General features: G+C 69.3%; 15 protein-coding genes and 1 pseudogene. 10 read left to right on the top strand and 6 right to left on the bottom strand.

Annotated features, from left to right (window positions below):
• The first annotated feature begins 11 nt into the window (after nucleotides 1-11).
• The 3 genes from AC1DWT_RS02975 to AC1DWT_RS02965 all read left to right on the top strand — a co-directional run bounded on the left by AC1DWT_RS02975 (nucleotide 12) and on the right by AC1DWT_RS02965 (nucleotide 3,727).
• Nucleotides 12-635, top strand: a complete 624-nt coding sequence (locus tag AC1DWT_RS02975) for a class I SAM-dependent methyltransferase (RefSeq protein ID WP_072947506.1) — start codon at nucleotides 12-14, stop codon at nucleotides 633-635.
• An 82-nt stretch (nucleotides 636-717) separates the two neighbouring features.
• Nucleotides 718-2,553: an acyl-CoA dehydrogenase gene (locus AC1DWT_RS02970; RefSeq protein WP_477919656.1), complete on the top strand. Its 1,836-nt coding sequence runs from the start codon at nucleotides 718-720 to the stop codon at nucleotides 2,551-2,553.
• Nucleotides 2,554-2,743: 190 nt separating this feature from the next.
• Nucleotides 2,744-3,727 (top strand): hypothetical protein, encoded by a 984-nt coding sequence (locus AC1DWT_RS02965; protein WP_477919654.1) that lies wholly within the window; start codon nucleotides 2,744-2,746, stop codon nucleotides 3,725-3,727.
• Between the two features lie 72 nt (nucleotides 3,728-3,799).
• Here the strand turns inward: AC1DWT_RS02965 and AC1DWT_RS02960 are convergent, their stop codons facing one another.
• Both AC1DWT_RS02960 and AC1DWT_RS02955 read right to left on the bottom strand, forming a co-directional pair.
• A complete protein-coding gene (locus AC1DWT_RS02960) occupies nucleotides 3,800-6,088 on the bottom strand; it encodes a VanW family protein (protein WP_477919653.1) in 2,289 nt (762 codons plus the stop codon).
• A gap of 330 nt (nucleotides 6,089-6,418) precedes the next feature.
• Nucleotides 6,419-7,753 (bottom strand): acetyl-CoA C-acetyltransferase, encoded by a 1,335-nt coding sequence (locus AC1DWT_RS02955; protein WP_477919651.1) that lies wholly within the window; start codon nucleotides 7,751-7,753, stop codon nucleotides 6,419-6,421.
• 130 nt (nucleotides 7,754-7,883) lie between these two features.
• Here AC1DWT_RS02955 and AC1DWT_RS02950 point away from each other — a divergent pair, with 130 nt between their 5' ends.
• A complete protein-coding gene (locus tag AC1DWT_RS02950; protein ID WP_477919649.1) occupies nucleotides 7,884-9,230 on the top strand; it encodes a 3-oxoacyl-ACP reductase in 1,347 nt (448 codons plus the stop codon).
• Complete coding sequence (locus AC1DWT_RS02945) at nucleotides 9,230-10,093, top strand: MaoC/PaaZ C-terminal domain-containing protein (RefSeq protein ID WP_095863471.1); 864 nt, start codon at nucleotides 9,230-9,232, stop codon at nucleotides 10,091-10,093. Before AC1DWT_RS02950 ends, AC1DWT_RS02945 begins: the two co-directional genes overlap by 1 nt.
• A 48-nt stretch (nucleotides 10,094-10,141) precedes the next feature.
• Here AC1DWT_RS02945 and AC1DWT_RS02940 read toward each other — a convergent pair whose 3' ends face one another.
• Nucleotides 10,142-10,741: a TetR/AcrR family transcriptional regulator gene (locus AC1DWT_RS02940; RefSeq protein ID WP_072947513.1), complete on the bottom strand. Its 600-nt coding sequence runs from the start codon at nucleotides 10,739-10,741 to the stop codon at nucleotides 10,142-10,144.
• A gap of 103 nt (nucleotides 10,742-10,844) precedes the next feature.
• Nucleotides 10,845-12,020, bottom strand: a complete 1,176-nt coding sequence (locus AC1DWT_RS02935) for a glycoside hydrolase family 3 N-terminal domain-containing protein (RefSeq protein WP_072947514.1) — start codon at nucleotides 12,018-12,020, stop codon at nucleotides 10,845-10,847.
• A gap of 118 nt (nucleotides 12,021-12,138) precedes the next feature.
• On the opposite strand from AC1DWT_RS02935, the gene AC1DWT_RS02930 reads away from it, so the two are divergent.
• From AC1DWT_RS02930 to AC1DWT_RS02915, 4 genes are all read left to right on the top strand, one after another.
• Nucleotides 12,139-12,606, top strand: a complete 468-nt coding sequence (locus AC1DWT_RS02930) for a universal stress protein (RefSeq protein ID WP_072947517.1) — start codon at nucleotides 12,139-12,141, stop codon at nucleotides 12,604-12,606.
• Between the two features lie 30 nt (nucleotides 12,607-12,636).
• Entirely contained in the window at nucleotides 12,637-13,728 is a 1,092-nt protein-coding gene (locus AC1DWT_RS02925; protein WP_477919647.1) for an isochorismate synthase, read from the top strand.
• Nucleotides 13,729-13,855: 127 nt separating this feature from the next.
• The gene (locus AC1DWT_RS02920) at nucleotides 13,856-14,029 is read left to right on the top strand and encodes a DUF2613 domain-containing protein (RefSeq protein WP_072947516.1); all 174 of its coding nucleotides are present in this window, start codon (nucleotides 13,856-13,858) and stop codon (nucleotides 14,027-14,029) included.
• Nucleotides 14,030-14,075: 46 nt separating this feature from the next.
• Nucleotides 14,076-18,380 (top strand): DUF3367 domain-containing protein, encoded by a 4,305-nt coding sequence (locus tag AC1DWT_RS02915; RefSeq protein ID WP_477919645.1) that lies wholly within the window; start codon nucleotides 14,076-14,078, stop codon nucleotides 18,378-18,380.
• A 23-nt stretch (nucleotides 18,381-18,403) separates the two neighbouring features.
• Here the strand turns inward: AC1DWT_RS02915 and AC1DWT_RS02910 are convergent.
• A pseudogene (locus AC1DWT_RS02910) lies at nucleotides 18,404-19,459 on the bottom strand (acyltransferase family protein); the annotation flags it as partial.
• Between the two features lie 220 nt (nucleotides 19,460-19,679).
• Between AC1DWT_RS02910 and pgfA the strand changes: the two are divergent.
• Nucleotides 19,680-20,834, top strand: coding sequence for a cell envelope lipid trafficking protein PgfA (gene pgfA / locus AC1DWT_RS02905; RefSeq protein WP_072947519.1), 1,155 nt, complete (start codon nucleotides 19,680-19,682; stop codon nucleotides 20,832-20,834).
• A 116-nt stretch (nucleotides 20,835-20,950) separates the two neighbouring features.
• Here pgfA and AC1DWT_RS02900 read toward each other — a convergent pair whose 3' ends face one another.
• The gene (locus AC1DWT_RS02900) at nucleotides 20,951-22,147 is read right to left on the bottom strand and encodes a polysaccharide biosynthesis protein (RefSeq protein WP_072947520.1); all 1,197 of its coding nucleotides are present in this window, start codon (nucleotides 22,145-22,147) and stop codon (nucleotides 20,951-20,953) included.
• Between the last annotated feature and the right edge of the window lie 30 nt (nucleotides 22,148-22,177).

Below are 22,177 nucleotides of genomic sequence, written 5' to 3'. Positions count from 1 at the left end.
AGCGTCGGGGCATGGATGCAGCTGCCTGGGACGAACGGTATTCACAGAGCGAACTGGTGTGGGGCGCGCCACCCAACGCCGTCGTGGTCGAGCAGGTCACCGCGCTCCCCCGCGGTCGCGCACTCGACCTCGCGTGCGGGGAGGGCCGCAACGCGCACTGGCTCGCCACCCGCGGCTGGGAGGTGACGGGGCTCGACTACTCGGCCGTCGCCCTCGACAAGGCCCGCCGGGTGGCCGCCGAGGCGCCCCGCTCGGTCCGGGAACGGCTCGAGTACCGCGTCGCCGACGTCACCGGTTCGGACCTCGGCGGCGAGTACGACCTGGTGCTCATGATCTACCTCCATCTCGCTCCCGAGGAGCGTCTGGAGGTTGTGAACCGCGCCATATCCGCGCTGAAACCTGACGGAATCCTCATGATTTTGGGGCATGACGCCGTTAACTTGTCGCAGGGAGTCGGGGGTCCACAGGACATCGAAATCCTCTACACACCAGACGATTTGGTGACCATGCTCGACGGTCGCCTGAACGTGGACGTCGCCGAACGGCGATTCCGCGAGACGGACGCGGGAACGGCGATCGACGCACTCCTCGTCGCACGCCGCCCGAGTCTTGGCAGTCCGGTAAATGGCGCGTAATATCGCTGATGTTACCGACGAGTAATAACTTGGGCGGTACTAACGGATAGACCGCACCATCTCACTGGGAGAGACAGAAGACATGGGCCATTACAAGAGCAACGTCCGCGACCTGGAGTTCAACCTCTTCGAGGTACTCGGTCTCGAGCAGCCGCTGAGTGACGGCGTGTGGGGCGATCTCGACGCCGACACCGTCCGCAACATGCTCAGTGAAGTTGCCCGCCTCGCCGAGGGACCGCTGGGCGAGTCCTTCGCCGACGCCGACCGCAACCCTCCGGTCTTCGACCCCGAGAATCACACCGTCACCCTGCCGGAATCCTTCAAGAAGTCGTTCCGCGCACTGTGGGACGCCGAGTGGTACCGCATGGGACTCTCCGAAGAGATCGGCGGCGTCCCCGTCCCCCGGTCCGTCGTGTGGGCCATCGGTGAGCTGATCCTCGGCGCCCAGCCGGCCGCGCACATGTACCAGGCCGGACCCGCGTTCGCGGACGTGCTGTTCCACAACGGCACCGACGAGCAGAAGAAGTGGGCCGCCACCTGCGTCGAGCGCGGCTGGGGTGCCACCATGGTCCTCACCGAACCCRATGCCGGTTCCGACGTCGGCGCAGGCCGCACCAAGGCCATCAAGCAGGACGACGGCTCCTGGCACATCGAGGGCGTCAAGCGGTTCATCACGTCCGCCGACTCCGACGACCTGTTCGAGAACATCTTCCACCTCGTCCTGGCCCGCCCCGAGGGCGCAGGCCCCGGCACCAAGGGACTGTCGCTGTTCTTCGTCCCGAAGACGCACTTCAACTTCGAGACCAACGAATTGGGCGAGCGTAACGGCGCCTTCGTCACCAACGTCGAGCACAAGATGGGCCTGAAGGTCTCCGCGACGTGCGAGGTGACCTTCGGCGGCCACGGCATTCCCGCCCAGGGCTGGCTCGTCGGCGAGGTCCACAACGGCATCGCGCAGATGTTCGACGTCATCGAGCACGCCCGGATGATGGTCGGCACCAAGGCTATCGCCACCCTCTCCACCGGCTACCTCAACGCCCTCGACTACGCGAAGGAACGCGTCCAGGGCGCCGACCTCACGCAGATGACGGACAAGGCCGCCCCGCGCGTCACCATCACGCACCACCCCGACGTCCGTCGCGCCCTCGCCATGCAGAAGGCGTACGCCGAAGGCCTGCGCGCCGTGTACCTGTACACCGCGGCGCACCAGGACGAGGCCACCGCCAAGCTGGTGTCCGGCGCCGACAAGGACCTCGCGTTCCGCGTCAACGACCTGCTGCTCCCGATCGTCAAGGGTGTCGGCTCCGAGCGGGCCTACCAGTACCTGACGGACAGCCTGCAGACCTTCGGCGGTTCCGGCTTCCTGCAGGACTACCCGATCGAGCAGTACATCCGCGACGCCAAGATCGACTCGCTGTACGAGGGCACCACCGCCATCCAGGCGCAGGACTTCTTCTTCCGCAAGATCGCCCGCGACCGCGGCGTGGCACTCGCCCACGTCGCAGGCGAGGTCAAGAAGTTCATCGACACCGAGGCCGGCAACGGTCGCCTCAAGGCCGAGCGCGCCCTGCTCGCCACCGCCCTCGAGGACGTCCAGACCATGGCCGCCACCCTCACCGGGTACCTCATGGGCGCACAGGAGCAGCCGTCCGAGCTGTACAAGGTCGGTCTCGGCTCCGTCCGGTTCCTGATGTCCGTCGGCGACCTCCTCATCGGCTGGCAGCTCCTGCGCCAGTCCGAGATCGCGATCAAGGCCCTCGACGAAGGTGCCTCCGACAAGGACAAGGCGTTCTACGAGGGCAAGGTCGCCATCGCGTCCTTCTTCGCGAAGAACGTGCTGCCCGAGCTGACCGCCACCCGCGGCATCGTCGCGAACCTCGACAACGACATCATGGAGCTCGACGAAGCAGCGTTCTGATCGGCTTCACAGGGCTTTGTGGACTCCGGCACTCCTTCTCGGTCGACGCATACCTTCTCTGACCCCACAGCCAGTGCGCGGGCAGAGGCGGGCAGAGAAGGAGTGCGGGAGTTGTCCACAACCCTCGGGTCATCCACAGCCCGGTCCGCCGAGCCGGATTCGCGGCGTCGCCCCGGCGCGAATCGTTCCCATGGAACACGACCCGGGGGCGATGCTGCGACGCCAGGAGGCGTTGGGCCGCGGCTACAGCGACGACGAGATCCGACGCCTCTACACGCGCGGTGAGTGGCAACGCATCGGCCGCGGCGCGTACCTCTCCGCGGCGGTGTGCTCGGCGCTCGGCGACGAGGAACGTCATCGCTTCCTGATCGATTCGACACTTCACGCCCTCTCGGACGACGCGGTACTCAGCCACCAGTCCGCGGCCGTCGTGTACGGACTGCCGCTGTGGCGAACGGCCCTCGACCGCGTTCACGTCACCAGAAACCGGCGGGGAGGCGGCCGGGTCAAGCGACGGGTCACGGTGCACTGCGCCCCGATCGGAGACCGGGTGGCAGTGGTGGACGGACACGCGCTGACCCTCCCGGCGCGGACCGTCGTCGACCTCGCGAGGACGCTGCCGTTCGAGCAGGCCGTCGTGGCCGGTGACGCGGCGGTCCGCACGTTCGGCATCAGCCGCGACGAACTGGGCGCAGAACTCGCCCTCGCCGCGCGGCGGCACGGGATCGACGCGGCGCGCAGGGTCGTTCACTTCGTGAGCGGGCACAGCGAAAGTGTCGGGGAATCGCGGAGCCGGGTGATGTTGGCGCGGGCCGGGCTCGCCGTTCCCTCCCAGCAAGGTGAGGTGTTCGATCCCGGCGGGCGCCGTGTCGGGCGCGTCGACTTCCACTTCGACGGCATCGTGCTCGGGGAGTTCGACGGACGCGTCAAGTACGGACGGCTGCTGAAACCGGGGCAATCACCCGGCGACGCAGTATTCGCCGAGAAACAACGCGAGGATGCACTGCGCGACCTCGGATTCCGGGTGGTGCGGTGGACCTGGGAAGACCTCGAGTCGCCTTCACAGGCGGTGGACCGGGTCCGCCGCGCGATCGCCCGGGCCGAATCGCCGCGAGGATGGGTTGTCCAGGCGCCGCTCCCGTCCGCCCAGCCGCTCACGGTGCGGTCGCTGTAGCCGCACCCTTTCTCAGTTCGCGCTCAGCTTTTCTTCCTCGAAAGGGTGTGTGCGAACAGAGAAGTGGTGCGTCTATTCGCCGTCGTTCGGCTTCGGCTTCGGGGTGGCGGTCGGGCTCTCCGCCGGAGCGGACGGGGCCGGCGACGCGGCGGGGGTGCGCTCGTCGGGCTTGGGAGCGCCGGGTTCCTCGCACTTCACGATCGGGACGGGGTCGTAGCGGACGGTCCTGGTGTCCCGGGAGATCTCCTGGCCGGTGGCGTGATCGGAGATCACCCGGGTGTCGCTGGCGGTGAACCCCGGTGCGCCGCTGGAGGCGATGCAGTGGTCACCGGCGGGCAGGGTGACCGTGTCGGGCTGCGTCGGCTTGGTGCGGTTGCCGGTGATCGACTCGACGTCGACCGACTTGGTACCCCAGAACCGGATGGTCAGATCCGAGGCGCCGCCGATGGCCTGGATCATCACACCCGTCTTTCCGGTGTTCCGGAACTGCAGGTCGATGGCGCCCTCGAAGACGGTGGCCTCCCGCGCCTCGGGGTACCGCGAGATGTAGTACGAGTGCTCGGTGTGCGCGACGTCCTCCATGCCGGCGAAATACGCGGCGTTGTAGAGCGTCGTCGCCACCTGGCTCACACCGCCGCCGACGGCGGTGTCCGGGCGGCCGTTGTTGATGATGCCCGACTCCACATAGCCCTGAGCGGTACCGCGCGGACCCGTGTACCCGTTGAGCGAGAACGTGTCGCCCGGCTTGATCAGTGCCCCGTTGATCTCGCTGGCAGCGAGCCGGATGTTCGTCCCGGACGCCGCCGAGAAACCGCCGGTCGTGAACTCGCCGACCACTTCCTTCACACCCAGCGCCTGCGCGGCCTCCGTCGTGAGGGCGGGCGGAATCGGTCCGTACACCGCAGCGGTGGTGTGAGAACCGTTGCCGCGCAACACCTCGGGCAGTGTCTCCAACGTCTTGGGCCACTGCACCAGATCGCCGACAACGGCGGGGACGACAGTCGGTGATCCCCCGTCGAGCGTGATCTTCGCGTCCTTCGGAACGATCTCCGTCGACACGAGCTGCGGGGCGAGGATGCCGGTCGCGGCCTCGACGTTGTACGTCGGTTTCAACCCGCCGTTGCCGTCCGGTTCGAATCCGACGATGGCGCCGATCTGCTGACGCGGCGCGGTCGCGACCTTGCCGTCACGACCGGTGACCACCAGATCGGCGGACGCCGCCGGCACCGCAACATCGTTGAGCGCCCGCTGGACACCCTCCTGCGTCACCGACACGGGCACGACGTCGACGGGCAGATCCACCGTCCGGCCGAACGCCCACTTCTCGATCAACGCCGCCTCGGCACCCTCACCGTTCAGGTTCTGCCCGGTCGACGGATCCACCGGCACGGGGGTCGCGCCCTCGAACACGACGGTCCCCTCGCGGGACGCGCGGTCGGTCTCACTGCGAAGGCCGTCGACGGCGGACGCCAGCGCCGCCTCGTCGCGAGTCGACACCACCCCGATCTCGTCGGTGGTGAAGAACGACGCCACCCTGGTGAACGGGTTGAGCGGCTGCGAATGGGCCCGGTCGAGGGTGGCTTCCCAGTCGACCCCGAGCCCGGCCGCGGACGGAACGAGTTCCGTCGACACGTCGCCGGCCTGCACCGTCAGCGGCTGACCGACGCGCGGGCCGACCTGCGCCTGCAACGTGGCCTCCGCCTCCTCGCGGGTCGAGCCACCCACATCGACGCCCGCCACGGTCACCCCGCGCGGCACGTTTCCCGAGGACACCGCGAGGTCCGCGGCGTAGGCGATGCCGATCAGGGCGATCACACCCCCGGTGACCGCTGCGATCTTCACCCAGGGAGCACGGGTTGTCGATTCCGTGGACGGCTCGGCAGGCGCGGAAGGTTCCGGTTCCGGCTGCGGCGGGACCGGAGCCGCGGCGGCCGGAGCAACCACGGTCGGCTCGTCGGCCGGCCTGGTGTACGCCTGCGTCGGCCCGGGAACGGGGCCCGGCGGAATCGCGGGAATCACCTGCGTGACGTCCTCGTTCGCCGGCGGCTCCACCCACAACGGGGCCTCGGGAGGCTGCTCCTCGGACCGTTCCCCCAGGTCACCGAGGTCCAACTGCGTTGTCGGAGCCTCGTCGGCACTCGGCTGCGTTGTCGGAGCCTCGTCGGCACTCGGCTGCGTGGTCGGGGCCTCGTCGGCACTCGGCTGCGTCACCGGCGTCTCGTCGGGAAACGTCACCTCCTCCGCTTCCGAAGCAGGCTCGTCGGCCGCGTTCTCGGGTTCGACGCTGTCGGGCGTCGTGGAAGGGTCCGGCGTCGACCGTTCGGGTGCAGTGCTCCCCTTGTCGCCGTCTTCGTGGTTCACCGTGGCCCTCTCACCGAGTCGTCCTTCGTGCGGGCCTCAGCTTGCCGTCGGTGCTCGTTGCATTTCAAGCGCGATCCGATCCGAGCGAGGCCCGGTCGAGACCCCCACGTCAGCCTACCGGCCGCCGGAAATGCAAGAGCCCCGCGCTGCTGCCAGGTCGGGGGTCAGGCAGCAACACGGGGCTGACAGGGATATCGCCAGCTAATCTCCAGCGTTACACCTGTCGGAAAAGTTTTCGGGGATCCGGCCACCCCTCGTTGCCGGATCCCCGCTCGCACCGCGCACACGCTGGCCTTTCCGGTCTCCCAGCTACCGGAAAGGCCAGTCGGTTCACGCCTCTATGATTGCCGTCACACCCTGGCCGCCGGCGGCGCAGATGGAGATCAGGCCGCGGCCCGAACCCTTCTCCGCGAGCATCTTGGCGAGCGAGGCGACGATGCGCCCGCCGGTCGCGGCGAACGGGTGGCCCGCCGCCAGCGACGAGCCGTTGACGTTGAGCTTGCTGCGGTCGATGGAGCCGAGTGCGCCGTCGAGCCCCAGGCGCTCCTTGCAGTACTCGTCGGATTCGAATGCCTGCAGCGTCGCGAGCACGACGGACGCGAACGCCTCGTGGATCTCGTAGAAGTCGAAGTCCTGCAGGGTGAGGCCGTTGCGGGCCAGCAGGCGCGGGATGGCGTACGTGGGCGCCATGAGGAGCCCGTCCTTGCCGTGGATGTAGTCGACGGCCGCGGTCTCGGAGTCGACGAGGTGCGCGAGGACCGGAAGCTTGCGCTCGGCGGCCCATTCGTCCGTGGAGAGCAGGACCGCGGACGCACCGTCGGTGAGCGGGGTGGAGTTGCCCGCCGTCATGGTGGCGTCGCCCGCCTTCACCCCGAAGACCGGCTTCAGCTTGGCGAGCTTCTCGGCGCTGGAATCGGGACGCAGGTTGTCGTCGCGGGTGAGGCCGAGGAACGGGGTGACCAGGTCGTCGAAGAATCCGCGGTCGTAGGCGGCGGCCATGTTCTGGTGGCTGGCGGCGGCCAGTGCGTCCTGGTCCTCGCGGCGGACACCGAACTCCTTGGCGGTGATGGCGGCGTGCTCGCCCATGGACAGGCCGGTGCGGGGTTCGCCGTTGCGGGGGATCTCGATGCCGAGCATGGACGGGCGGACGTTCCCGAGGAGTTTGATGCGGTCGCCGGTGCTCTTCGCGCGGTTCAGGGACAGCAGGAATTCGCGGAGTTCGTCGTTGACGCCGATCGGGGCGTCCGACGTGGTGTCGACGCCGCCGCCGACACCGGCGTCGATGCGGCCGGCCGCGATGGCGTCACCGACCGCGACGATCGACTGCAGTCCGGTGCCGCAGGCCTGCTGCAGGTCGAAGGCCGGGGTGTAGGGGCTGAGGGCGCTGCCGAGGACGCATTCGCGCATCAGGTTGAAGTCGCGGCTGTGCTTGAGGACGGCGCCGCCCGCGACGAGGCCCAGCTTCTCGCCCTGGAGGTTGAAGCGGCTCACCAGTCCGTCGAGGGTGGCGGTGAACATGTCCTGGTTGGACGCCTGCGCGTACTTTCGGTCGGAGCGGGCGAACGGGATGCGGTTTCCGCCGACGATCGCGACGGGACGCTGCTGCTTTCCGCCCGGCTTCGGGGCCGCAGCGGAGTTCGAGTTGGTGCGAGCTTTGCTGGTCACTGACGTCTCCAAGGATCTGGTGCGATTACCTGTTGGCTACTATTCTTACTCAGGAGTAAGTTACTTGTCGACACCGCACTCCACTCGGTGCTCGGTGACTGACCGCCGAACGACGACAGAAGGTAGGACCGTGGCAGCCAGCAAGGGAGCTCCCGACCTCTATTCCCAGTTCCTCTCATCCGCACCCGGCGCGTTCATCGCGGCGAAGGCGGGACTGCCGCGGCCCGAGAACCTGCGGCGATACAAGCACGGCGAGCCGGCGCTCGCCGGCCCGGTCCTGATCGGCGGCAAGGGCCGCCTCGTCGAGCCGCTGCGCGAACTCCTGTCCGACTACCCCGCCGCGGGCGCGGGCGACGACAGGTACGGCGCCCTGGTGTTCGACGCCACAGGCATCGGCTCGGTCACCGAGCTCGAGCAGCTGTTCGAGTTCTTCCAGCCGGTCATCCGCAACCTCGCACCGTCCGCGCGCGTCGTCGTCATCGGAACCACCCCCGAGGAGACGTCCGACGTCGACGAGCACATCGCCCAGCGTGCGCTCGAGGGCTTCACCCGCAGTGTCGGCAAGGAGGTCAAGCGCGGCGCCACCGCTCAGCTCGTCTACGTCTCGCCGAATGCCGCCACCGGACTGTCGGGTCTCGAATCCACGCTGCGCTTCCTGCTGTCGGCCAAGTCCGCGTTCGTCAGCGGCCAGGTCATCCGCGTCGGGTCCGAGGATTCCGTCGCACCCGCCGACTGGGACAAGCCGCTCGACGGGAAGGTCGCCGTCGTCACCGGTGCGGCCCGCGGCATCGGCGCGACCATCGCCGAGGTCCTCTCCCGCGACGGCGCGCACGTCATCTGCGCAGACATCCCGGCCGCCGGTGAGGCGCTGTCCGAGACCGCCAACAAGGTCGGCGGCACCTCCCTCGCCCTGGACGTGACCGCGGACGACGCCGCCGACAAGCTCGCCGAGTTCGTCCTCGAACGGCACGGCGGCGCAGACATCATCGTCCACAACGCCGGCATCACCCGCGACAAGACGCTCGCCAACATGGACGAGGGCCGCTGGAACATGGTGCTCGGCGTGAACCTCCTTGCGCCGCAGCGCATCACCGACGTCCTCGTCGCCAAGGGTGCGCTGAAGGAAGGCGGCCGCGTGATCGACGTCTCCTCCATCGCCGGCATCGCGGGCAACCGGGGCCAGACCAACTACGGCACCTCCAAGGCCGGTGTCATCGGACTCGTGCAGGCGTCCGCGCCGGTGCTCGCGAAGAAGAAGATCACCATCAACGCCGTCGCCCCCGGCTTCATCGAGACCGCGATGACGGCGGCGATCCCCTTCGCGACGCGCGAGGCCGGACGCCGCATGAGTTCGCTGCTGCAGGGCGGCGAGACCGTCGACGTCGCCGAGACCGTCGCGTACTTCGCGAGCCCCGCGTCGAACGCCGTCACCGGGCAGATCGTCCGCGTCTGCGGCCAGAGCCTGCTGGGGGCCTGATGTCGGGCAAGGTCGTGCAACTCACGGAGAAGCCGGGCACGCTCGACATTTACACCCGCGCCGTGCGCAGCGCGCTGCCGGTCATCGGTGCGAGCGGGCACAGCGCCCCGGACACGACGCTCGTCCTGAGCGGCGTGCACGTGGATCCCGACAACCTGGCGGCGTACGACCGAGTGACGGGGCTGCGCTTCGGCGACACCCTGCCGCTCACATACCCGTTCACCTTGGTGTTCCCGGTGGTGATGAAGCTGATGGTGTCCGAGGGTTTCCCCTTCCCCGCCATCGGTTCCGTGCACGCGGAGAACGTCATCGAGCAGTTCCGCCCGATCTCGGTGGTCGAACCCCTCGACGTGTCGGTGCACGCGGAGAATCTGCGTGAGCACCGCAAGGGGCTGCTCATCGACGTGATCAGCGAGATCCGGGTCGGACGCGAGTTGGTGTGGAAGCAGACGTCGACGTTCCTGCGTCAGCAGAAGACGTCGCTGTCCGGTCAGCCCGGCCCCGAGCCGAAGGCCGAGGAGGAGCCGCCGCGCCCGCTGCGGACGCTGCGGGTCGATCAGAAGACGATCGGCAAGTACGCGGCGGTGTCCGGCGACCGGAATCCGATTCACGTGTCAACGTTGGGCGCCAAGGCTTTCGGGTTCCCGAAGACCATCGCGCACGGCATGTGGAGTGCGGCCGCGGTCCTGGGTTCGGTGGAGGGCCGGATCCCGGACGCCGTCACCTACAGCGTGCGCTTCGGCAAGCCGATCCTGCTGCCGTCCACGCTGAACGTGTACGCCGATCGGACCGCCGACGGCTGGGATCTGTCGATCAAGCACCCGAAGAAGGGGTACCCGCACCTCACCGCGACGCTGCGCTGACGGGGACGAACGGGACGCTCGTTCGACCTGATCGAACGAGCGTCCCGTTCACTCCGGCTTCTTCTTGCCCGCGAGGCCGCGCCACGCCAGCGACTCCAGCAGGTCGGCGGCGGCGTCGACCTCGATCTCGCCGCCGGCGACCCGGTCGGCCACGGCCTCACCGGCCCCGACCAGGGCGATGGCGATCAGTTCGAAATCCTGGCCCGGCTCCGGATCCTTCGTGCTGGACTCGAGCAGGTGTGCGGTGAGTTCGATCAGCCGGTCGCGGCTCGACTGCACCGACCCCACGAACGCCTGCTGCCCCATCGCCTGGCGGTACAGCACCATCCACGACTTGCGATGTTTGCCCACGAACCCGAGGAACCCCTCGAGCGCGCGGCGCAGCTGTTCACGCGGGCTCAGCCCGGGATCACCGGCCGGTGCGAGCGCCTCGACGAAGCGCAGCCCCTCCCGCTGGATGCAGGCCGCGAACAGTTCGTCCTTGGAGCCGTAGTAGAGGTACAGCATCGGCTTCGAGATTTCCGCCCTGGCCGCGATCGCGTCCATCGACGTCTCGTGAAAACCTCTGTCGGAGAAGACGTCGACGGCAGCGTCGAGCATCTGCTGCTCGCGCACTGCGCGCGGCAGTCGCTTGGTGCCGCCGGCCATTCGTCCTCCATCATCGTCGAACCCGCTATCTTACTCTACGGTAAGAAACCGGGCTCGACCGGCGGACGAGAAGAATACCAGCACCCCGTCCCCACACCGCGCACTAGCAGGCCAGAGCGCCCTTCGCCCGCGCGACCGTCAGCACCGCCTCGTCGACCCGCTGCTGCGGCAGCTTGCCCGAGGCCACAACGCCTTCGAGGTGGTCGAGGACCCGCGGGACGTCGTCGGTGGTGAGCCACAGCGCGACGTCGACACCGGACTCCAGTGCCGTCTCGACGGCCTCGGTGATGTCGTAGCGGTCGGTGATCGCCTGCATGCCGCTGAGGTCGTCGGTGAAGATCGGGCCGGTGAACGGCGGCGCGCCGTAGCCGGTGCCGCCGCGCAGCAGCGCCACGGCGTCGGGGCTGATGCTGGCGGGGATTCCGGGCGCCGTCAGGCCGGGCACCTCGAGGTGGCCGAGCATGACGCCGACCCCGGTGGAGACCAGATTCCGGAACGGGACGAGGTCCTTGGTCTGCAACTGCTCGAGCGGTGGGGTGGTGACAGCCCCGGTGTGGGAGTCGCCGGACGCGGATCCGTGACCGGGGAAATGCTTGATCACCGGAAGGATTCCCGCGTCCCGCATGCCGCGCGCGTAGGCGTCGGCGTAGCGGGTGACGACGGCGGGATCGTCGGAGTAGGAGCGGTCGCCGATGACGCTGTCGTCGGGCTGGCTGCTGACGTCGACGTCGGGCGCGAAATTGACGGTGACCCCGAGGTCCTTCAGTCCGCGCCCGCGCTCGAGCGCCATCTGATACGTCTGCTCCTCCGTCATCGTGGCCGCGGTCTGCCGGGCGGAGGGATCGGCGCCGAGCAGGTTCTCGACGCGCGACACCCGCCCACCCTCCTCGTCGATCGTCACCATCAGCGGCAGCGACGACGCCGAGGCCACCTGGGGAACCTCGCGGTTCGCGAGCATGGTCTCGTCGGTCCAGCTTCCGATGAAGATGCCACCGACCTGCTCGTTCCGGACCACCTGGGCGGCATCCGCGGTGCCGGTCACGCCCACGTTCAGCAGCTGAGCGAGCTTGCGCCGCAACGGCAACGACTGCAGGAACTGCGTCTCGCACGACACCGGTGCTGCGGCGGGCGCGGCGGTGCCGGTGTGCGACGCGGGCTCGACGGAAGACGGGGACGGCGTCGCCGAGGACGACTCCGCGACCGTCTCGCCACCACCCGACGAACATCCGGCGACGAGGCCGGTACAGGCTGCGAGCGCGAGGGCATACTTGATCCGCATGGGTTCGACGGTAGCCCAGTTGACCGCCGATGCTCCCGCAGCAGGCCCCGAATCGACGACCGCTGCCGCCCGTCTTGGTAATCTGGACACAGAGGAAACCCGTACTCAGGAGGTCGTGGTGCCCGGTGGTTTGATGTTGATCGCCTACGACGGATCCGACAACGCGAAGCGCGCCGTGGAGTGCGCCGGACGCTTTCTCGCCTCCAATCGCGCTGTGCTGGTGACGGTGTGGGAGCCGATGGTCCGTCAGGCCGCGCGCATGTCGGGACTGTCCGGGGTGATGCAACCCGAGTGGGTGCCCGACGAGGAGACCGAGGACGTCGCGTTCTCCGACGCCAAGGTCACCAACGAGGAGGGCATCCTGCTCGCCGAGGCCGCCGGGCTCACCACCGAGGGTCGGTGCATCGAGTGCACCAGCACGATCTGGACGGCGATCGTCGAGACGTCGGACGAACTGGCGGTCGACATCATCGTCACGGGCACCCGGGGCACCACCGGTCTGCGGTCGCTGCTGCAGAGCAGCGTCGCCGACCACGTGTTGCGGCACAGTCACCGCCCGGTGCTGATCGTGCCTCCCGGAAAGTAGTCCGGACGCCCGACTACTGTCGGGTGCACCATGGACGGCTTCCTTCTCTCCCGCGCCGATCGGACGCTGCGCACATCCGGGGTGCGGCACGGGTACGACACCGCGGCCGCTGCCGCGGCCGCCCTCACGAACGGTGACACCGGGCTGATCGTCGGGGCGCTGCCGTTCGATCCCGAACGTCCCGCCGCGCTGACCGCCCCGGAATCGTGGGAGTTCACGGACGGCCCGTGGCGGCCCGGCACCGTCGCCGCACTCCCCTCCGTCCGCGTCGTTCGGCAGGTCCCCGAACCCGCCGAGCACGTGGCCCGCGTCCGGTCCCTCGTCGAGCGACTGCGCGAGGGTGCCCTCGGCAAGGTGGTGGCCGCGCGCAGCGTCACCCTCCGCGCGGACGCCCCCATCTCCGCAGAATCGTTGGCCGCACGGATGATCCACCAGAATCCGACCGCCAACGGGTTCGCCGTCGACCTGTCCGCGGCCGGCGACGGCTTCCGCGGCTGCAGCCTCGTCGGGGCCAGCCCCGAAGTCCTGCTCAGCAGGCGCGGCCGACGCGTCACCTGCCGCCCTCTCGCCGGAACCGCCCCGCGGCGCGCCGATCCGGTGGCCGACGAGAAAGAAGGCCGGAGCCTGCTGGAGTCGACGAAGAACCTGGCCGAGCACGCGTTCGTGACGGCGTGGATCAGGGACGTCCTGGCGCCGCTCTGCACGGAGTTGACCGTCCCGGCTTCCCCGGTGCTGACGAGCACGCACGAGGTGTGGCATCTCGCGACTCCCATCGAAGGCGTGCTGCGCGAGAAGTCGACGAGCGCCCTGAGCCTGGCGGTGCTGCTGCACCCGACGCCCGCGGTGTGCGGCACCCCCACCGACGCGGCGCTGGCGACCATCCGGGACGTCGAGGAGGATCGGCGGTTCTACGGCGGTGCCGTCGGATGGTGCGACGGCGACGGTGACGGCGACTGGGTGGTGGCCATCCGCTGCGCCGAGATCGCCGCCGACGGGCTCGAGGCCCTCGCGACCGCGGGCGGGGGCATCGTCGCCGAGTCCGACCCGGAGTCCGAGCTCGACGAGACGACCACCAAACTGCGCACGCTGCTCCGGGCGCTGGGTGTGCAGCAGAGCCCGTGAACTGCGGAAACGGCGGTCCCCGAGCACCAATCAGCAGTTCGGCGGCCCTCGGGTGATACCTTGACCCGAGCAATTCGTACGCGGGAGTAGCCGTGTGCGTCGATGGCACGACGGTGGGAGATGTCTGATGGGGAAGTTCCTTGTGCCCGGTGTGGTCAGCGCCGTGGTCGGTGTCGCTCTCGGCACCGTGGCGACGCTCGGCATCACCGCAGCCGCACAGGACAACACGCGTCCCGAGGTCGACCGGAGCGGCAACGCGGATTCCTCACTCCTGAACCAGGTTGAGTACGGCAGCCGCTGAGAGCGCCGGCTCGACAACTTCCCGCACTTCCCCCGAGTCGGCGGCCATGGCGCCCTCGGCGGAGCCTCTGTCGCGGCGGTGGCTGTTCGGCGCCTCTGTCGTAGCGTTCCTTCTCGCGTTCCTCCAAACCCCCGGCCGGCTCGCCGCCGACACCAAGTACGACCTGTCCCAGAATCCGATCGGATTCCTGGAACGGGCGTCCCATCAGTGGAGCAGCCAGGCCCCCATGGGCCAGGTGCAGAACCAGGCCTACGGATACTTCTTCCCGCACGGAGCGTTCTTCGCGCTCGGCGACGTCCTGAGCGTCCCGGCGTGGATCACCCAGCGGGTGTGGTGGGCACTGCTGCTCGTCGCCGGATTCTGGGGCATCGTCCGCCTCGCCGAGGCGCTCGGCGCCGGTAGCCGCTCGTCCCGCGTCATCGCCGGTATCGCGTTCGCATTCTCCCCCCGCGTCCTCACCACCCTGGGTTCGATCTCGTCGGAAACCCTCCCGATGATGCTGGCGCCGTGGGTCCTTCTGCCCGTCGTCGTCGCCCTCTCCCACGTGAGCGGCAAAGCGTCCTGGGACGCACATTGGCGCTCACCTGCACGGCTGGCGGCCCAATCGGCGCTGGCCGTCGCGCTGATGGGTGCGGTCAACGCCGTCGCGACCGTGGCCGCGTGCCTCGTCGCAGGCCTGTGGTGGATCTCCCACCGCCCCAACCGGCGGTGGTGGACGTTCACCGCGTGGTGGTTCCCGTTCCTGGCGCTGGCCACGCTGTGGTGGATCGTGCCGCTGCTGCTGCTCGGCAAGGTGAGCCCGCCGTTCCTCGACTACATCGAATCGTCCGGGGTGACGACGCAGTGGACGTCCCTCGCCGAAATCCTCCGCGGCACCGACAGCTGGACACCGTTCGTCTCCCCCGAACGCATCGCAGGCGCGGTCCTCGTCACCCAGCCCGCCGCGGTCGCCGCGACCGGGCTCATCGCCGCCGCCGGTCTCGCGGGACTGTGCATGCGGTCGATGCCGGCCCGCGGTCGTCTCACCCTGATCCTGTTCGTCGGGGTCGCCGGACTCGCCGCCGGGTACATCGGCGAACTGGGTTCCCCGTTCGCCGAGCAGGTGCGACTGTTCCTCGACTCCACCGGGGCGCCCCTGCGGAACGTGCACAAACTCGAGCCGCTCGTCCGGCTCCCGCTCGTGCTCGGGCTGGCGCATCTCCTGGCGAAGGTGCCGCTGCCCGGGTCCGTGCCGTTCGCGCGGTGGCGCAGCGCGGTGGCGCATCCCGAGCGTGAACCGATGGTCGCGGTGACCAGCCTGGTGCTGGTCGCCCTCACCCTCGCGACGTCGCTGGCGTGGACGGGCAAGCTCGCACCGCGGGGCACGTACACCGACGTCCCCGACTACTGGCAGCAGGCCGCGTCGTGGCTGGAGGACAACGCCGGGGGCACCAGCCCCGACGGTTCGGACGCGGAGCGCGCGCTCGTGGTGCCCGGCGCACCGTTCGGCAGCCAGCTCTGGGGTCTCACCCGCGACGAGCCGATGCAGGCTCTGGCGTCCACGCCGTGGGCGTCCCGCGACGCCGTCCCGCTCACCCCGCCCGGCACCATCCGGGCGATGGACTCGATCCAGCGGTTGATCGCCGACGGCCGGCCCTCGGACGGCATGGCGCAGACCCTGCTCGGCCAGGGCATCCACTACCTCGTCCTCCGCAACGACCTCGACCCGGAGACGTCGCGGTCGACGCGCCCACTGCTCGCGCACCAGGCCGTCACCGGATCTCCCGGATTCACCCGGGTCGCGGAGTTCGGCGAGGACATCGGCCCCGGCGACGTCGAGGGCCTCGTCATCGACAGCGACCTGCGGCCGCGATATCCGGCCATCGAGATCTTCGAGGTGTCGACACCGGACGGATCGCCCGCAACGAGCGGCCCCTACACGGCGAACGTCGACGGCATCCCCCGCGTGCAGGGCGGTCCGGAATCGCTGCAGCGCCTGCGGGAGAACGGCACCCTGCCCGGAACCGGACCTGTCCTGCTGGCCGCGGACGCGAAGCGCGCCGGACTGCCCGTCGACGACGTCACGGTCACGGACACGCCCCGGGACCGCGAAACCGACTACGGCCAGGTCGACAATCACAGTTCGGCGCTGCGCACCCCGGACGATGCGCGCCGCACGTTCAATCACGTCCCCGACTACCCGGTGGCGGACACCCCGCTGGTCGAGGGCCGGTGGGAGGGCGCGACGCTGAGCGTGTCGAGTGCGGCGTCCGACGCCACCCAACTCGGCGGCTCCTCGCCCGCCAGCAGTGCCGCCGCGACCGTCGACGGCGACCCGGCGACGGGCTGGTTCAGCAACGGCATCGAGCGGGCGCTGGGTCAGTGGCTCCAGATCGACTTCGACACCCCGCTAACCAGTTCGCTGCTGCACATCACGACGAGCCCGGCCGCGATCGGCGCGCCCGTCCGCTGGATGGAGGTGTCGACGCCCAACGGCAGCACGGCCGTGAAGGTGGACGCCCCGGGCAAACCGATCGCCGTGTCCGTTCCCGGTGGTGTCACCCCGTGGGTGCGGATCACCGCGACCCGCACCGAGAACGGTTCCCCGGGAACGCAGTTCGGTATCAGCGAGGTATCGGTCGAGGACTTCGCCCAGCGTGACGCCCCGGTCACCGTGCCGATCCGGTACCGGACGGTGCTGCCTCCCACCCCCGAGGGCGCGTCCGTGTCGGGTTGGGACCTCAGCCAGGAGCTCCCCGGCCGCAACGCGTGCGCGGAGGCCCCGGACCGGGTGCGGTGCAGCAACGCCTTCGTCCTGCCCCCCGAGGAGGTCGGCGCGTTCGAGCGAACGTTGTCGGTGCCCGAACCGACCGCGGTGACGCCGCAGCTCACACTGCGGGCCCGGCAGGGCGCACCGCTGGAGGATGTTCTCACGCAACGGGATCGGCCGTCCGCCCACGGAACCAGCAACATCACCGACCTTCGCGGCTCGGCGTTCGCCGCCACCGACAACGATCCACGCACCAGCTGGTCGGCGAAACAKGACACCACCAGCGGCAAGGGCGCGAAACCGACCCTCACGATCGATCTTCCCGAACCCACGCTCGTCACCGGCCTGCAGCTGACGCCCAGCCTGGGTGCCCTGCCCGCCGCCCCCGACCGGGTCGCCGTCGACCTCGGGAACGGACCGCAGGTGCGCGACGTGAACGAGGACGACGGGACCGTCACGGTCGACCCCCGGGTGACCGACCGGATCGTGCTCAGCCTCGTGTCCTGGAAAAGCACCCTCGACCAGAACGCTCTCGGGTTCGCCCAGCTGCAGCCCGCCGGACTCGCCGAGGTCGGGGTGCTGGGCGAGGACGGCGTCCTGCTGCCCGGCTCGGGTCCGGTCGACGACGCCGGCGACCGCCCGGTCACGGTGCCCTGCGAGGAGGGGCCGGTCGTGTCGATCGGCGGGCAGCCGGTGCGCACGAGCGTCACCGCGACCGCCGGGCAATTGCTCTCCGGCGACCCGGTTCCCGCGACGCTCTGCGACGGTCCCGGCCCCGTCCCGCTGGCGGCGGGATCACAGGACGTGACGGTCGACCCGGGGTCGGCGTTCTTCGTCGACAGTCTGCGCCTCGACGCCGGACCGCTGGCACAGGCCGTTCCGGCCGAGCAGGTGTCGACCATCGCGTGGACGGAGAACCACCGGGAACTCACGGTGCCCCGCTCTGACACCGAGCGCCTCGTCGTCGTCCCCGAGAGCACCAACGTCGGCTGGGTGGCCACCGCCCCGGACGGCGGCGAACTGACGCCGGTCGTCGTCGACGGCTGGCAGCAGGGATGGATCCTGCCCGCGGGAACCGAGGGGACGGTGACCCTCGACTTCCCCACCGACCACTGGTATCGGCTGGGGATCTTCGGCGGCCTGCTGCTGCTGATCCCGTTGCTCGCCGCCGCGCTGTGGCCGCGTCGCGCCCGTGAGCGCGAACCCGGCCCGGCACCCCGGACCTGGGGTAGCGCAACGGCCGGGTGGCTGGGAATCCTCGCCGCCGCCACCGTGATCGGCGGTCCCGTCGGCGCGGTGACGACGGTCGTGGCGACGCTGCTGGCCGTGGTCCTGATCCGGCTGCGCGGAACCGCCACCACCGCGCGCGTGCTGGTCGGGGTCGCCGGAGCGTCGACGATGCTCGGCATGGCGATGCTCTCGACCGGGCCGTGGCGTGCGCCCGGCGGATACGTCGGGCACTCGTTCCTCGTTCAGTTCCCGCTGCTGCTCGCGCTCGTCGCGACCGGACTGGCCGTGCTGCCGCTCGGACGTTCGGCGTTGCTCGCGCGCGCCTCCCAGCGTTTGACGGCGCGGCGCGCCGGTTCCTCCACCAACGCGTAACTCGCCGACGCGACCGCGACACTCAGCACCGTCGTCAGGAACAGGATGTAGACGAAGTGGCCGGAGAACGGGACGAGCCCGAAGACCGGGAAGACGATGGACAGCACCGCGAGGTGCCAGATGAAGATGCCGTACGACCAGCGGCCCACCGCGAGAGCGAGCGGGCTCGCGAGGTAACGGTGGGTGGACCTGTCGGACAGCACCAGCGGTGCCATCAACGCGAAACTGATGACGGCGCCGAGCGCCATCTTGACGGCGTACTGCCAGGGTTCGGGACGCACCAGCCCCTCCGGACCGGCGAGGTCGGTCGCCGTGAGCGCGAATGCCACTGCGGCGACGAGGAACATCCGGACGCGGTGATGCGCCCAGCGGTGCATCCGCCCGGGCGGGCTCACCGCCAGTTCGGCCAGCAACATCCCAGCTCCGAACCAGGGCAGGTATCCGGGCAGCCAGTTGTCGTGGTGGATGCCGCCCGGCGTCGAGACCGGTACGAATGCCCACGTCAGGCTCACCGCGATCAACGCGAGGATCGCCGGAACACGCAGCCGCGCAGCCGGACCCCGTAGCCGGACCAGTGCGAGGGCCAGCAGCGGAAGCACCAGATAGAAGGCCACCTCCACCGACAGACTCCACATCTGGGTCAGACCGTCGGTGAGAGTGAGTGGCACGAACACTTGCACGAGACCGAGATTCGCCCACCACGTGCGGTAACTCGCGTTGGCGGTGGGCAGGAACGTCAACACCAGGGCCACGGCGACCCAGTACGCGGGCAGGATGCGCGTCGCCCGCGAAATCCAGTACCGGACGACGCCGGGGGCGGAACCCATCCCCCGCGCAGCCCCGGCATGGCTGCGCCACAGCAGGAATCCCGACAGCGCGAAGAAGACCGCCACCGCCAGATCGAATCGTCCCCAGATGCGGCCGAGGACCGGCACGTGCGTCGCGCCCGTCTGGAAAGCGACGTGCGTCACGAGCACCCCCAGCGCCGCGAGACCGCGCATCCCCTCCAGTGCGGGAATGAAACTGCGCGGAGTAGCGGTCGCCGCGGGCGCGGGCGAGATCGTGGCCGGGGTGCTCATCACCAACAGTGTGCCTGGTCCGGGCCCTGTGACGGAAAACTCCGTCCCGGTCACTTCGCTGCGGAACGGCCGGTGCGTTTACTATCCGATGGGGCAAATGCGCATTCGAGACTGTTAGTGTTTTGCCTCACGTGGTGTCGATGTGGGCTCCATGCGATCCGTGCAGCCGTGCTGCCGGTGGGGGAATCTCAATCGACAGAATTGGGTTAGGAGAGAAAGCATGGCGGAGCGCTCAGGGCCGAGCCGGATACTTGCTTGCATTCTGGTGGGCCTCGGTGCCTTCCTCTTGGCCGTCGCCATTCTCATTCCCACCTACACGGTGGGCAAATTGGCGAAGACGCCCTTGGACCTCGAAGTGACCACGATCGCCGAAGGTTCCGGCAGCGTGCTCAACTCGCAGGCTCTTCTCGCAGGCAAGACCGAAGTCAACACGAACGTTCCACTGGTGTCACAGCGTTACGTCACCACCGAGGACCCGGCGAACGCGGACGTCGTCACTCTCCAGGCGGGGCAGACACTCCGGCGCACCGACAAGCAGGGCGACACCGGACTGCTGTCCGCGATCGTCGACCGCAACACCGTCGACCGCAAGACCTCGATGCCGACCAACGACCCGGTGGGCACCATCCAGACGCAGCCCAACCAGCCTGCCGAGGAAGTTCCGCGCGACGGACTGCAGTACAAGTTCCCGTTCGACTCGGAGAAGAAGAGCTACCCCTACTTCGATCTGAACGCGCGCGCCACCCAGGACATCGACTTCGTCGAGGAGACGGAGATCAACGGTCTGAAGGTGTACCACTACAGCCAGACGATCGCGCCGGTCGACCTGTCCAAGGTCGTCAACTCGCCCACCAACAAGCTGACACTGCCCGCCGAGACGTGGGGCGTCCCCGGCGGCACCCTCCCCGTCACGATGACCCGCTGGTACACCAACGTGCGTGACGTGTGGGTCGAGCCCGAGACCGGTGTCGTCGTCAAGGGCCAGGAGCAGCTGCACCAGTACTACGCCCGCAACAAGGACAAGCCGGAGATCGACGTCCTGAAGGTGGAACTGCCGTTCAACGAGCAGACCATCGAGTACCAGGTCCAGCAGGCCAAGGACGGCATGGACAAGCTCAGCACGTTCGGTCGCACCGTGCCGATCATCGCCGGCATCCTCGGTCTCATCGCCCTGATCGCAGGACTGTTCCTGGCGCTGCGCGGCGGCAAGGGCAAGCAGCCCGCACCTGCCGACGGTGGTGACGTCCCGCAGAGCGGTGGTGGACGCCACGTCGACCTGGGCAAGTCGGAGGCTCCCACGGAGCAGCACGACTGGACCACGGACAAGACGGAGGAGATTCCCGTCGCAGATCCGCGCCGATACGACGAGCGGTAGAGCGCGACAACCGGACGCCACGTAGTCCGGTGCGAAGGGGACCTCGGTTCTTCACCGAGGTCCCCTTCGTCGTGTCAGGGCTGTCGTGTCGGGGGGCCTGTCGAACCGGGCCGATGTCAGATCGCGGGTGCGTCACGTCGCGCGCTGCGCACGGCGAAGAGACTCGCGACCAGGGCGGTGCTCGACGCGACCGTCACGGCGACGGCGATGAACTGCCCGATCGTGGACGCGAGGGTCAGCATGGCGGTCATCTCTACGGCGAGGCCGATCCAGGCGATGACGGCGAGGTACGTCCGCTCCCCCGCGATGGCGGACAGCAGGGCGCCCTGCAGGACGGCCAGGCAGGCGCCGTGGAGCGCGAACAGCCACAGCAGCGACTGCACAGGGCGGTACGCGTCCCCGACGAGGAGCGGGACGAGGGGGGCGGCCACCGCGACACCCGCGACGAGCACTGCGCCCAGTCCGACGAGGACGGCGAGCGCCGAGCGGATCGCTTGCGCGGAGTGCGCGGGATTCGCCATCCGCGGGTACAGCACCACCCCGACGGCCTGCGGCAGCCAGAACGCGGCCTTGGTGGCGACGGCACCCAGCGCGTACAGGCCTGCGTCGTCGTTGCTGAGCACGATGCGGGCGATCACGAGGTCCATCGACGACAGCGCGATCAGCGCCAACTGCACCTGCGACGCCTTCAGCACGGCCGCGACGCCGATCCGGGTGCTCGATTCCCCGGTGATCCCGGAGTCTGCGAACAGTCGGGCGCACAGGGCCACCAGGCCGGTGCCGACCGCGCTGGCGGCGAGGGCGAGTCCCGGCCCGGCGCCGACGGCGAGCACCACGACCGCGGGAACGACCTTTGCGATTCCGGCTCCGGCGAGGACGACGCTGAGCGGGCCGAACCGCGCCGAACCCTGCAGCAGTCCCTGTTCGGTGGCGAGCAGGACGAGGACGGGCGCTGTGACGAGCGCCGAGAACGTGGCGAGCATCCCGGTGTCGAGGGCGAACGACACGAGGGGCGTGAGCAGCGTCGCCGCGACCGCGACGATCAGCGCACAGCGGTACCCCAGCAGCCGGAGCGCGTGTGCACCCTTGCCCCGGACCGCCTCGCGGGCGACGACGGTCTGCAGTGCGAGCGCGGGGACGGCGAGGACGAGTTGGGCGGCGAGCAGACTCGCGAACTCCCCGTAACCCGCCGGGCCGAGCCAGGCGCTCGCCGCCCAGGCAAGCAGGTAGGACGCGATATTCGCGGTCATCGAGCCGGCCGTCACCATCGTCACCCCGGCGACCGCCGAGCTGGTGAGGGTCTGGCGTGGCATTCGCCCATGATGCACTACGTGCCGTGCGGG

The organism is Rhodococcus sp. P4_B6 (genome assembly GCF_056402215.1).
The sequence above is the reverse complement of the archived record's forward strand: the minus strand, read 5'-3'. Positions and strand labels throughout refer to the sequence as shown.